The organism is Bacillus sp. B1-b2, assembly GCF_009183415.1.
In the GTDB taxonomy this organism is placed as follows: domain Bacteria; phylum Bacillota; class Bacilli; order Bacillales; family Cytobacillaceae; genus Niallia.
On the sequence record NZ_WEHU01000011.1, the window covers coordinates 43877 to 57420 of the forward strand.

13 protein-coding genes are annotated in these 13544 nt (G+C 34.7%); all 13 read left to right on the forward strand.

Going from position 1 to position 13544, the window contains the following annotated elements; all coding sequences use genetic code 11:
- The first annotated feature begins 5 nt into the window (after nt 1–5).
- The 13 genes from fliM (at nt 6) to F9279_RS12560 (ending at nt 13519) form a co-directional block, all read left to right on the forward strand.
- Nucleotides 6–1004 carry a flagellar motor switch protein FliM gene (gene fliM, locus F9279_RS12500; RefSeq protein ID WP_152113483.1) on the forward strand — a complete coding sequence of 333 codons (999 nt, stop codon included), beginning with the start codon at nt 6–8 and terminating at the stop codon, nt 1002–1004.
- Nucleotides 994–2205 carry a flagellar motor switch phosphatase FliY gene (gene fliY, locus F9279_RS12505; RefSeq protein ID WP_152113484.1) on the forward strand — a complete coding sequence of 404 codons (1212 nt, stop codon included), beginning with the start codon at nt 994–996 and terminating at the stop codon, nt 2203–2205. The genes fliM and fliY overlap by 11 nt, the downstream gene beginning before the upstream one ends.
- A gap of 24 nt (nt 2206–2229) precedes the next feature.
- Entirely contained in the window at nt 2230–2592 is a 363-nt protein-coding gene (locus tag F9279_RS12510) for a response regulator (protein WP_152113485.1), read from the forward strand.
- Between the two features lie 27 nt (nt 2593–2619).
- Nucleotides 2620–3333 carry a flagellar biosynthetic protein FliO gene (locus F9279_RS12515; RefSeq protein ID WP_226793479.1) on the forward strand — a complete coding sequence of 238 codons (714 nt, stop codon included), beginning with the start codon at nt 2620–2622 and terminating at the stop codon, nt 3331–3333.
- On the forward strand, nt 3326–3991 hold the full coding sequence (gene fliP / locus F9279_RS12520; protein WP_152113486.1) for a flagellar type III secretion system pore protein FliP: 666 nt from the start codon (nt 3326–3328) through the stop codon (nt 3989–3991). Before F9279_RS12515 ends, fliP begins: the two co-directional genes overlap by 8 nt.
- 12 nt (nt 3992–4003) lie before the next feature.
- Entirely contained in the window at nt 4004–4273 is a 270-nt protein-coding gene (gene fliQ / locus F9279_RS12525) for a flagellar biosynthesis protein FliQ (protein WP_152113488.1), read from the forward strand.
- Between the two features lie 6 nt (nt 4274–4279).
- On the forward strand, nt 4280–5059 hold the full coding sequence (gene fliR / locus F9279_RS12530; protein ID WP_152113666.1) for a flagellar biosynthetic protein FliR: 780 nt from the start codon (nt 4280–4282) through the stop codon (nt 5057–5059).
- Nucleotides 5059–6144: a flagellar biosynthesis protein FlhB gene (flhB, locus tag F9279_RS12535; protein WP_152113490.1), complete on the forward strand. Its 1086-nt coding sequence runs from the start codon at nt 5059–5061 to the stop codon at nt 6142–6144. The genes fliR and flhB overlap by 1 nt, the downstream gene beginning before the upstream one ends.
- Before the next feature lie 78 nt (nt 6145–6222).
- Entirely contained in the window at nt 6223–8262 is a 2040-nt protein-coding gene (flhA, locus tag F9279_RS12540; protein ID WP_152113492.1) for a flagellar biosynthesis protein FlhA, read from the forward strand.
- The gene (flhF, locus tag F9279_RS12545; RefSeq protein WP_152113494.1) at nt 8259–9452 is read left to right on the forward strand and encodes a flagellar biosynthesis protein FlhF; all 1194 of its coding nucleotides are present in this window, start codon (nt 8259–8261) and stop codon (nt 9450–9452) included. The genes flhA and flhF overlap by 4 nt, the downstream gene beginning before the upstream one ends.
- A 1-nt stretch (nt 9453) precedes the next feature.
- Nucleotides 9454–10341, forward strand: coding sequence for a MinD/ParA family protein (locus F9279_RS12550; protein WP_152113496.1), 888 nt, complete (start codon nt 9454–9456; stop codon nt 10339–10341).
- Between the two features lie 10 nt (nt 10342–10351).
- The gene (locus F9279_RS12555) at nt 10352–11461 is read left to right on the forward strand and encodes a protein-glutamate methylesterase/protein-glutamine glutaminase (protein ID WP_152113498.1); all 1110 of its coding nucleotides are present in this window, start codon (nt 10352–10354) and stop codon (nt 11459–11461) included.
- A gap of 21 nt (nt 11462–11482) precedes the next feature.
- Nucleotides 11483–13519, forward strand: a complete 2037-nt coding sequence (locus F9279_RS12560; RefSeq protein WP_152113500.1) for a chemotaxis protein CheA — start codon at nt 11483–11485, stop codon at nt 13517–13519.
- Nucleotides 13520–13544: the final 25 nt, after the last annotated feature.

Sequence of the window (13544 nt, forward strand, 5' to 3'; positions counted from 1 at the left end):
TCATTTTGTCAGGTGATATTTTATCCCAAAGTGAAATAGATGCTTTATTATCTGCCCTCTCCAGTGGAGAAATGGATGCAGATGAGTTGAAAAAGGAACAGCAGGAAAAGAAAGTAAAAGTCTATGACTTTAAACGTGCATTACGTTTCTCTAAAGATCAAATTAGAAGCTTAACACGTATTCATGAAAACTATGCTCGTTTATTGACTACTTTTTTCTCTGCTCAGCTAAGAACATATGTCCAAATCACTGTAACATCAGCAGATCAGATACCTTATGAGGAATTTATTCGATCGATTCCTAAGATGACTATCCTAAATGTATTTGAAGTGCCTCCTCTAGAAGGTCGAGTATTAATGGAAGTTAATCCTAATATTGCCTATGCAATGATGGATCGGATGATGGGTGGAAGAGGTAGTAGTTTAAACAAAGTAGAAAACTTAACAGAAATAGAAACAAAGATTATGTCCAATACATTTGAAAATGCTTTTGATCATTTTCGAGAAGCTTTAGAAGATATTGTAGATATTGAACCATCCCTTGCAGAATTCGAAGTCAATCCACAATTTTTGCAAATGGTTTCCCCGAATGAGACGGTTGTAGTCATTTCCTTGAATACAACTATCGGAGAAACTAGCGGGATGATTAATATATGTATTCCACATGTCGTATTAGAGCCAATTATTCCAAAATTATCAGGGCATTATTGGATGCAAGCAGAGAAGAAAGAAAGGCGTCCCGAATTTACTTCAAGGCTTGAAGAAAACATTCAGCAGTCGGTTGTTCCTATTGTGGCAGAACTTGGAACTTCTGATATTACTATACAGGATTTCTTAATGTTAGACATTGGGGATGTAATTGAAATAAATAAAGCCATTGAACAACCCTTAACCATTAAGGTTGGGGATATACCGAAGTTCGTTGGACAACCTGGAAAAGTAGGTAAGAAGGTTGCTGTTCAAGTTTTAGGAGCTTTAGAAGGGGGGAATGAAAGTGGTGAGTAAGGATATGCTTTCTCAAGATGAGATTGACGCTCTTTTAAGAGGAGACGATCAACCAGCAACACAAGAAATAGACCTTAATCAAGGTCAATACTTATCTGATATTGAAAAAGACGCATTAGGAGAAATTGGGAATATATCATTTGGAAGCTCTGCAACAGCATTGTCTACCTTACTAAATCATAAAGTGGACATAACAACACCAAGTGTAAGTGTTGTATTACAAAGTCAGCTTTCAGAGGAATTTCCTCATCCATATGTAGCAATTCGTGTTAATTATACAGAGGGCTTTTCAGGAATGAATTTACTTGTTATCAAGCAATCGGATGCGGCTGTAATTGCAGATTTAATGCTTGGCGGGGATGGAACTGGCACAAATGAAGCATTGAATGAAATTCAATTTAGTGCTGTTCAAGAAGCGATGAACCAAATGATGGGATCTGCTGCTACTTCCATGTCTACCATTTTTGCTAAAAGAGTGGACATTTCACCACCTAGTATGGATATACTTGATTTTAATCAAGGAGAAGGCACAGCTAACATACCTCAGGATGAAATGTTTGTTAAAATTTCGTTTAGAATCAAGATAGGAGAACTAATTGATTCTAATATTATGCAATTATTACAAATATCTTTTGCAAAAAGCTTAGTGGATGGGTTATTAAATCCAACAAATAATGAAGAAGAAGTTTCCAATATAAGCAATGTAGATTATAATTCTGTATATGAGCCAAAAGAACCAATACAAGAGCCACAGGCGACTCCACATTATAGTCAAGGAAGTCAAACTTCAGGAAATATGACTAATATGGGTGAGCCTGTTGGTAGACAACAAAATCAACAACAGTATTTTGGTTCTAATAATCATACTCAAGGTCCACCACCAAGTGTACAACCTGCAGTATTCTCTAGTTTCGAAACAGTTCCTCCAATGGGAACAGAAACGAAAAACTTAGATATGTTAATGGATATTCCTTTACAGGTGACGGTAGAACTGGGAAGAACAAAACGCTCCGTAAAAGAAATTTTAGAGCTGTCTTCTGGTTCCATTATTGAACTAGATAAATTAGCTGGAGAACCAGTTGATATACTAGTGAATAATCGTCTTGTAGCACAAGGGGAAGTAGTGGTTATTGACGAGAATTTCGGAGTCCGAGTTACCGATATTGTTAGTCAAAAGGATCGTTTAAAAAAATTAAGATAACATACTATTGGGGGTAAAAGAGGAATGGCACACAAAATTCTAATTGTAGACGACGCAGCATTTATGCGAATGATGATCAAAGATATCTTATCAAAGAACGGGTATGAAATCGTTGGTGAAGCAGCAGATGGTCAACAAGCGATTGAAAAGTATAAGGAAAGTCAGCCAGATTTAGTTACAATGGATATTACAATGCCTGAAATGGATGGTATTACAGCATTAAAAGAAATTAAAAAAATCAATCCTAATGCAAAAGTAATTATGTGTTCAGCAATGGGACAACAAGCGATGGTTATTGATGCAATCCAAGCAGGAGCAAAGGACTTCATCGTAAAACCGTTCCAGGCAGATCGTGTTATAGAGGCAATTAGTAAAACATTAAGTTAAAAAAATGAATTATAGAGGGTGCCGTAAGTGAATAAAGTAAATGTATTAGTTCGATGTTCACTACTCTTAGTTGTTCTGCTAGGCTTTGGAAACCAAGCCTATGCAGAACAAATTGATAAGAATGTTTACGATATGTTACATAATGACTCAGCTGAAGAAAATAAGGAAACAACAGATGAAAATCAATCAGAAACCAATGATGGTACTGCTAACAATAATGAGGAAGAAGAGCAGACAGATAGCCAAGATACTACCAATTCAGTTGGTGTAACTATCTGGGATTTCATTAAAATGATTTTTGCTACTATCTTTGTTGTTTTTTTGATTTATTATATTCTCCGATTTATTAATAAACGAAATCATGCTTATAAGTCTTCACAAATAATAGAAAATATCGGTGGTACCACTTTAGGTGCTAATCGTTCTATTCAGATAATTAAAGTTGGTAAACGTTTATTAGTAGTTGGGGTTGGAGAAAGCATTCAGCTAATAAAAGAAATAGAAGATGAAGAAGAATATCGAGATATATTAGAAGACTATAATAAAAAATTAGACCAACTTGTACAGCCAAGCGATATTGTGACAAAGGTGAAGAATGTTGTAAAGAATAATCATGTTGTGACAAGACAAAAAGAATCATTCTCGGACCGTTTAAGAGAGCAATTAAAAGAAGTATCCAACGAACGGAAAAAGAAAATGGATGTACTAAGTAAGAAAGGATCGTCTGATAAAAATGAATGAGTTTGTGCAGTTTTTCAACAATAGTGACCCAGGGAATGTTTCGACATCTGTTCAGCTATTGTTATTATTAACAGTCCTTTCTTTAGCACCAAGTATTATTATCTTGTTAACCAGCTTTACAAGAATTGTAATAGTCCTTTCCTTTGTCAGAACGGCGCTTGCAACACAACAAATGCCTCCAAACCAAGTAATTATTGGGTTAGCATTATTTCTTACTTTTTTTGTAATGGCTCCGACCTTTCAAGAGGTTAATGACAAAGCTTTAACACCATTATTTAATGAGGAGATTACATTAGAACAAGCGTATGATAATGCGGCTTTACCATTTAAAGAATTTATGAGTAAACATACGAGGCAAAAAGATCTTGCGTTGTTTCTAAATTATACTGGCCAAGAGGCTCCAGAATCTATAAATGACATTCCGTTAACCACATTAGTTCCAGCGTTTGCAATTAGCGAACTGAAGACAGCGTTTCAAATAGGGTTTATGATTTTTATTCCTTTTTTAGTAATAGATATGGTTGTGGCGAGTATTCTCATGTCCATGGGGATGATGATGCTTCCACCAGTAATGATTTCCTTACCATTTAAAATTCTTTTATTCATAATGGTGGACGGTTGGTATTTAGTTGTTAAATCTTTGTTAGAAAGTTTTTAAGAAGGTGGAAAAATGTCACAAGAAATGGTTATATCAGTAGCTGAAAAAGGGATAATGACTGTATTACTAGTTAGTGGTCCCTTACTATTAATAGCTCTAGTAGTGGGCTTAATAATTAGTATTTTTCAAGCAACTACACAAATACAGGAACAGACTCTTGCTTTTGTTCCGAAGATAGTTGCAGTGTTAGTAGGTCTTGTTTTCTTTGGAGCTTGGATGTTAAATCATATGCTTAGTTATACGGAAGATATTTTCTCCAATTTAACTAGGTTTATTGGGTAGATAATGATGGAGCAATTTTTATCAAATTTTCCAGCATTTCTTCTAATCTTTGTTCGTATAACGTCCTTTTTCTTAATGATTCCTATATTTTCTTATCGGACGATTCCAACTCAATTTAAAGTAGGTTTAGGCTTTTTTTTAGCATTAATTATGTTTTGGGGGATGGAAGTACCAGTATTTGAGATCGATACTGCCTATTACCTACTTATTATAAAAGAAGCCTTTGTAGGATTGTTAATAGGTTTTTGTGCAAATATGTTATTTTCAGCTGTACAAATGGCAGGTGGATTAATGGACTTTCAATTAGGTTTTGCGATTGCAAACGTAATAGATCCACAAACCGGTGCGCAGAGCCCATTAACAGGTCAATATTTAACAGTAACAGCTTTATTTTTTTTATTAGCTACTAATGGACATCATCTTCTATTAGATGGGATCTTTTATAGCTATCAATTCATTCCACTAAATCAACCTTGGATTCCTTTCGGAGATGGAAACCTAATGGAATACATAGTAAAAACTTTTGGCTTGATGTTTTCCATCGCTTTTCAAATGTCGATTCCTGTTGTTGGAAGTATCTTTTTAGTAGATGTAGGCTTAGGAATTGTCGCACGTACAGTTCCACAGTTAAATATATTTGTTGTTGGTGTCCCAATCAAAATCATAGCAGGTTTAATTATCTTGTTTATTGTTATGGGGGTTTTAATGGGAGCAATATCTGAACTATTCTCAACCATTCTTACTACAATGCGCGATCTAATGAAATTAATTGGAGGTGCTGGCTAATGAAGCTTCTTTCATTAAATCTTCAATTTTTTGCTGGGGAAAAGACAGAAAAGGCTACACCTAAGAAGAGGCAGGATACAAGAAAAAAAGGACAAGTTGCAAAAAGTCAGGATGTTAATACTGCTGTAGTACTTCTAATTGTATTTGGAGTGTTGAGTTTTACAGGGAAGTATATGTTAGAGGGATTGATGTCTATTATGAATCATAATTTTAGTGATCTCATGCTAACTTCCTTAACTGTAAATAACTTCAGAACTATATTTATTAATATATTAATGGAAGTAGGACTACTATTAGCTCCTATTTTAGCAGCAGCCTTTGTAGCAGCATTAATTGCAAATTATATGCAGGTAGGAATTTTATTCTCTACAGAATCTATCCATTTCAAACTAGAAAAAATTAATCCGTTATCAGGTTTTAAACGGATGTTTTCCATTCGCTCCATTGTGGAGCTATTAAAATCAATGTTGAAAATTATCATTATAGGTTTAGTTGTTTTTTCTGTTTTGTGGGGAAAGATGGAAGAAATCTTATCCTTATCAAATAAATCTATAGGCTCCATATTAGTTACAGTTGCTAAGCTTACTTTGCAAATGGGTCTATATGCTTCAGCAGCCCTTTTAGTTTTATCGTTAGCAGATTATTTATATCAAAGATATGACTATGAGAAAAATATACGTATGTCTAAACAAGATATAAAAGATGAATATAAAAATATGGAAGGGGACCCATTAATTAAATCTAAGATTAAACAAAAGCAAAGAGAAATGGCTATGCAAAGAATGATGCAGGATGTCCCTACTGCAGATGTTGTCATTACGAACCCTACACATTATGCTATTGCATTAAAATATGACGAAGAAAAATATGATGCACCATATGTAGTAGCTAAAGGAGTAGACTTTGTTGCTCAAAAGATAAAGCTGGTTGCGAATGAAAATGATGTTGTGATGATTGAAAATAGGCCGCTTGCTAGAGCTATGTATGGACAGGTCGAAATCGGTGATATGGTTCCAGAAGAATTTTATAAGGCGGTAGCCGAAATTCTTGCATTAGTTTACCAAACAAAAGAAAGAACACGATGATAATACTAGTTCACAGAAACTTGTAAATAATAAATAGTGAAACTATATTTTTAAATGTTGTAGTTAGGAGAAAAAGAAATGGCAGCAGGAAGAGATTTAACAGTAGTGTTTGGAGTTATACTAATAATAGCCATGCTCATAATTCCATTTCCAACATGGCTATTGAGTATTTTAATATTACTGAATATAACTTTAGCACTTCTTATTCTTTTATTAACCATGAATATGAGTGAGCCACTTGAATTCTCCATTTTTCCGTCCCTTTTATTATTAACAACATTGTTCCGACTTGGTCTAAATGTTTCTACTACTCGATCTATTCTTTCAACAGGAGATGCGGGTGGAGTGGTACATACATTCGGAACATTCGTTGTTGGTGGTAATATTGCTGTTGGATTAGTGGTTTTTTTAATATTAGTAATTATTCAATTCGTTGTTATCACAAAGGGTTCTGAACGTGTATCAGAAGTAGCAGCACGATTTACATTAGATGCTATGCCTGGTAAACAAATGAGTATTGATGCAGACTTGAATGCTGGAATGATTTCTGAACAAGAAGCTAGACAAAGACGTGAGAAGGTCAGTAGAGAAGCTGATTTTTATGGATCTATGGATGGTGCCAGTAAGTTCGTAAAAGGGGATGCAATTGCTGGGATTATTATTGTATTTATTAACTTACTTGTCGGAATTGTTATTGGGATGCTTCAACTTGACATGTCTGCAGGAGATGCAGCACAGCATTTCTCCTTACTTTCTGTTGGTGATGGTATAGTAAGTCAGATACCCGCGTTATTAATCTCAACCGCTACGGGGATTGTTGTTACAAGAGCTGCATCTGAAGGGAATTTAGGAACAGATATAACGTCTCAATTAATGCAATATCCAAAAATGCTGTATGTAGCAGCAATTACCATTTTTGCACTAGGAATAGTAACACCAATTAATGATATATTTACAATACCTATTGCCGGTTTGCTTGCGTTTGGAGGGTATGCACTTACGAAAAAACCAGTGGAGGATACCACTCAAATGCAGGAAATGGAAGAGGAAATTCAAGCAGAAGAGCTTAAGAGCCCTGAAAGTGTTGTTAGCTTACTAAATGTTGATCCAATAGAGTTTGAATTCGGATATGGTCTCATTCCACTTGCAGATGCCAATCAAGGTGGGGACTTATTAGATCGAGTTGTTATGATTAGAAGACAGCTTGCTATTGAATTAGGACTAGTGATTCCAGTTGTTCGAATTCGGGATAATATTCAGCTACAACCTAATGAATATAGATTGAAAATTAAAGGGAATGATAGAGCACGTGGAGAGCTTTTACTAGATCATTATCTTGCTATGAGTCCAGGTATGGAGGACGACTCTATAGAAGGAATTGATACGATAGAGCCTTCCTTTGGATTACCTGCAAAATGGATTACCGAAAGTACAAAGGAACAAGCAGAGATTTTTGGCTATACTGTAGTGGATCCTCCTTCTGTTGTTTCGACACATATAACAGAGGTAATCAAATCTAATGCTTTTGAGCTATTAGGCAGACAGGAAACAAAACAGCTTGTGGACCATGTAAAAGAGAGTTATCCAATACTTATTGAAGAAGTAACACCAAATCCGTTATCCATCGGTGAAATTCAGAAAGTACTAGTCAAATTATTAAAAGAAAATGTTTCTATACGAAACCTACCTGTTATTTTTGAAACTTTAGCCGATTTTGGTAAGATGACTTCAGATACAGATTTACTCACTGAGTATGTTAGACAATCACTTGCACGACAAATAACGAATCAATATTCCAATCCGAACGATTCTCTGAAAGTAATAACATTGTCAGGTAAGGTAGAAAAACTAATAGTAGATAATATACAGCAAACAGAACATGGTAATTATTTAGCATTGGATCCAAGTACTTCTCAAACTATTTTAGAGAATATGGCTAGCCAGATTGAACAATTATCTGTATTAGAGCAGTTACCTATTTTATTATGCTCTCCTGCTGTTCGTATGTATGTAAGACAGTTAACCGAGCGTTATTTCCCTCAAGTTCCTGTTCTTTCTTATAATGAATTAGAAGCGAACGTAGAAGTTCAAAGTGTTGGGGTGGTGAATATAGAATGAAGATACAAAAATACTTAGCATCAAGTATGCCAGAAGCAATGAAAAAAGTGAGATCAGAATTAGGAAATGAAGCTGTCATCCTTCATTCGAAAGTCGTTTATACAGGCGGCTTTCTTGGTCTATTTAAAAAAAGAAATATAGAAGTGCTTGCAGCAATTGATCCAAGTTTATCTAATCAGCCAAGTGCAATTGCCAAAAACAAAAAAGAAGCTGTAATAAGTCCTATATTACTGAAGACAAGCAACCCTATTCCTGATGTGGATGTTAAATGGGATGTACCAAATAAATCTATTGAAAAGAAACCACCAACCCCAGAATATCCAAAAATTATGCAGGAACTTGATAAGTTAAATCAATCTGTTCAATCTATAACAGACTCCAATAAAGAGCTTGTGCTAGAAATACCAAATCCAATTAAGAAAGTATTGCAAAATTTAAGTAATCAAGGCATTGATCATTCCATTCATACTGCTCTATTACATGTACTAGTAGAAAAGTGGTATGCCACAGGAAGCAATGCCTCCCATAAGGAAATTGTAAATTGGACAAGAGATAGATTAATGGAAATGATTTCGCCCTTTTCCTTTGGAGAATTAAAGTTGCAAAAAAAATATATTAATGTTATAGGTCCAACTGGAGTAGGAAAAACAACAACACTTGCAAAAATTGCTGGTAATATCATTTTAAAAGAACAAAAAAAAGTCGGATTTATTACAACAGATACATATCGAATTGGAGCAATTGAGCAATTAAAAACGTATGCAAATATACTAAGTGTTCCTGTAGAGGTATGTTATTCATTAGAAGACTTTCATGCTGCTTCAAAGAAACTTAATACATGTGATGTCGTATTAATCGATACGGCAGGAAGAAATTTCCGTAATAAAAAATATGTGGACGATTTAATGGAAGTTGTCGATTATAAAAGAGAGATGGAAACACTACTAGTATTATCAATGACTGCAAAACAACAAGACTTAGAGGAAATTTATAATCAGTTTTCCGCCATCCAAATTAATCATTTTGTCTTTACAAAATTAGATGAAACTTCTTCTTATGGAGCGATGCTAAATTTAATTGTGAAATACAAAATTGGGGCTGCTTATATAACGACTGGACAAAATGTACCAGATGATATCATTCCAGCTAATCCAACAGAACTGGTGAATAGGATATTAGAGGTTGAATAATATGACAGATCAGGCTGCTATCTTACGTGAAAAAATCCTACAACTTAATAAGAGCAAGGATAAGGAAATAATAAGTCATAGAAATAACCGAACACTGGCAATTATAAGTGGTAAAGGTGGAGTTGGTAAATCGAATTTTTCCCTTAACTTTGCGTTAACTTTACAAAAAAATGGGTTTAAGACACTTCTTCTTGATATGGATATAGGAATGGGGAATATTGACATTCTTTTAGGAAAGAAATCGAGCTATACAATTGTTGATTATTTTAAAAATAACATTAGTTTTAAAGAGATAATCATGAAGGGCCCAGAAGGATTAGACTATATTGCTGGTGGATCTGGTCTTACCGATTTTGTGGAAATGAAGAGTAAATTAGCATTATTCTTTCAACATTTTCAAGAGTGTTTAAATAACTATGATTATATTTTATTTGATATGGGGGCAGGAATAAGCGAGGATTCATTACAGTTTATATTATCGGTGGATGATATCATCGTACTCACAACACCTGAACCTACGTCGATTACGGATGCCTATGCAGCAATGAAGTTCATTCATCTTCGCAAGAGTGATATACCGTTCTACTTAGTAGTCAATCGTACAATGACAGATAAAGATGGTTTCGATACAATACAAAAAATACAACAAGTTGTTAATCGCTTTTTACAGAGAGATCTTATTCATCTAGGTTTAATACCGGATGATCCGAATGTTCCCCAAGCAGTAAGAAGTCAAATACCTTTTATTTTTTTTAATGAAAAATCAGAAGCCACTAAATCTTTGAAAAAAATTGCCGATAGATATGGTAAACAACAGTTTACAGAACCTATTATGAAAGAGAAGAACCGCTTTGTTTCAAAATTAAAAAGGTTCCTGTTTGAAAGGTAGTTGGCAGGTCATGGAGAAGATAAAAGTACTAATCATAGATGATTCTGCATTTATGCGCAAATTAATATCTGATTTTCTCTCAGAAGACTCAAGAATAGTAGTCATTGGAACTGCTAGGAATGGGGAAGATGGGATAAAAAAAATAAAAGAGTTAAAGCCAGATGTAGTAACGTTAGATGTAGAAATGCCTGTGTTAGATGGACTAAGTGCATTAAAGAGGATAATGTCTGAGCATCCAGTTCCTGTATTAATGCTATCAAGTACGACTAAAGAAGGAGCAGAAAATACGATTCAAGCAATGCAGATGGGAGCAATCGACTTTATTGCAAAACCATCTGGCTCCATTTCACTTGATTTATATAAAGTAAAGAATGAATTAGTGACTAAAGTCCTACTAGTAAGTAAAGTTAAAGCAAACACATTGAATAATCTATCTGTAATTGGAAAAAACTCTGTTCCTTTGCATTCGTCTTATAGTAAAATGGAACCAAGAGTGCAAAAAGATAGTGTAGGAGTAAAGACGGATACTTCGGTATCTTGGCTAAAAGCAAAGAAAAAAATGGTGGTGATCGGTACCTCTACTGGGGGACCAAGAGCACTACAGCAAGTACTTTCTAAGTTACCATCAGATATAAATGCACCAATACTTATTGTACAGCATATGCCAAAAGGATTTACAAGGTCTTTAGCAAATCGCTTAAATACTCTTTCCGCGATACAGGTAAAAGAAGCAGAGCATGGAGATTTATTACAAAATGGACATGCTTATATTGCACCAGGGGGGAAGCACTTAAAATTGAAATCATTGGGCAATCAAGTGGTGATTGAATTAGATGAGTCACCTCCTATAAATGGTCATAGACCTTCTGTAGACATTTTATTTGAATCAGCAAGTCATATAGAGGATTATGCAAAGGTCGCTGTTGTCATGACGGGAATGGGATCAGATGGTACAAATGGACTGCTAAAGCTAGCGGAAAAAGGAAATGTAAAGGCTATTGCTGAATCAAAGGAAACTTGCATTGTTTTCGGAATGCCAAAAACCGCCATTGCTACAAATCTAATAGATGAAATTCAAAAGGTAGAACAGATTGCAGAGACAATAGTAAAGTATGTATAAAGCCAGGGGATGTGAAAGCGCATGGAAATGAGTCAGTATTTAGAAGTGTTTATTGAAGAAAGTAAAGAGCATTTACAATCATGTAATGAGCATTTGTTAGAGTTGGAGAAAAACCCAGAAAATTTACAAATTGTGAACGAAATTTTCCGTTCAGCTCATACTTTAAAAGGAATGTCTGCAACGATGGGCTATGAAGACTTAGCAAGCCTAACTCATCAAATGGAGAATGTTCTAGATGCAATCAGAAATAAAAAAATTGTCTTTACACCAGAAATTTTAGATGTCATCTTTTTAGCTGTGGATGATCTAGATGCAATGGTTGAATCTATTGCCAGTGGCGGAGATGGCAAAAGAAATGTAGAGGCAGTTGTCGAAAAGCTAATACAAATCGAACAAGGAAATCCAATAAATAAGACAGTTAAAGCTAACGAAGAAGAAGCTTCTACTAGTGTTATGGAAAGTCAACAAACTAGTCAAGAATATGATGAGTTTGAAACAACCGTTTTGCAGCAATCATCAGATCAAGGCTTCTTTACTTACCAAATAACCGTATCCTTAAAGAAGGACTGTCTATTAAAAGCTGCTCGTGTATTTATGATTTTTGAAGCATTGGAAACATTAGGAGAAGTCATTAAAACGGTTCCTCCGGTTGAGGAGCTAGAAGAGGAAAAATTTGATTTTGAATTCTTAGTAACGCTTATCTCGAGAGAACCATCTGATAAAATACAGAAAGCTATTCTAAAAATTTCAGAGGTAGAGAAAGTAGTTGTTCATGAATTTGTTGCTAAAGCATCGACACATAAAGAAACTAAGCAAGAGATTAAGGCTCCAGAACAAGAGACTGTAGAAATAGTAACACCATCTTTGACAGAAGAAAAAGCAGAAGAAAAGCAAACCACTTCAAAGGTATCTAATAAAACGATTCGTGTTAATATTGAACGTTTAGATATATTAATGAATTTATTTGAAGAATTAGTTATTGACAGAGGAAGACTTGAGCAGATTTCCCAAAATCTAAAAGACCAAGAGCTACATGAAACAGTAGAAAGAATGTCAAGAATTACAGGTGACCTTCAGAATATTATATTAAATATGCGTATGGTACCAGTTGAGACAGTATTTAATCGATTCCCAAGAATGGTTAGACAGCTAGCAAGAGATTTGAACAAGAAAATACATTTAGAGATTGTCGGAGCGGACACAGAATTAGACAGAACCGTTATTGATGAAATTGGTGATCCGCTAGTTCACTTGATCCGCAATGCTTTAGATCATGGTATAGAAACACCTGAAGTTCGAAAATCAAGAAATAAAGACGAAGAAGGATCTGTTGTTTTAAGAGCCTTCCATAGTGGAAACCACGTATTTATTGAGCTAGAAGATGATGGGGCAGGTATTAACAAAGAGAAAGTATTAGCTAAAGCAATTAATAAAGGTATTTTGACTTCAGAGATGGCTAAAACTTTAACTGATACACAAATTGCCGAATTAATTTTTGCTTCTGGCTTCTCTACAGCAGATCAAATATCAGATATCTCTGGTAGAGGAGTAGGATTAGATGTTGTAAAAAATACCATTGAATCATTAGGCGGATCTATTACCATTGAATCACAAGAAGGAAAAGGCTCACTATTCTCTATCCAGTTACCATTAACTTTATCGATTATTTCTGTCATGCTTGTTGAAATTCAAGAAGAAAAATATGCTATACCACTATCTTCTATCATTGAAACAGCTATTGTCCATAAAGATGAGCTAATGCAAGCTCATAATCAAACAGTAATCGATTTCCGTGGAAAAGTTGTACCATTGTTATTCTTAAGTGATATTTTCGATGTGCCTGTTACAAAAGAAGAGGATGCTTATTATTCTATCGTAATTGTTAGAAAAGGTGACAAATTAGCAGGCTTAGTGGTAGACGGATTCATTGGTCAACAAGAAGTAGTATTAAAATCTCTAGGATCTTATCTATCAAGTGCCTATGCTATTTCTGGAGCAACTATACTAGGTGACGGACAAGTTGCATTAATTATTGATTGCAATGCTCTAATTAAATAGGAAGACTTAATAATAGATCAGGCTG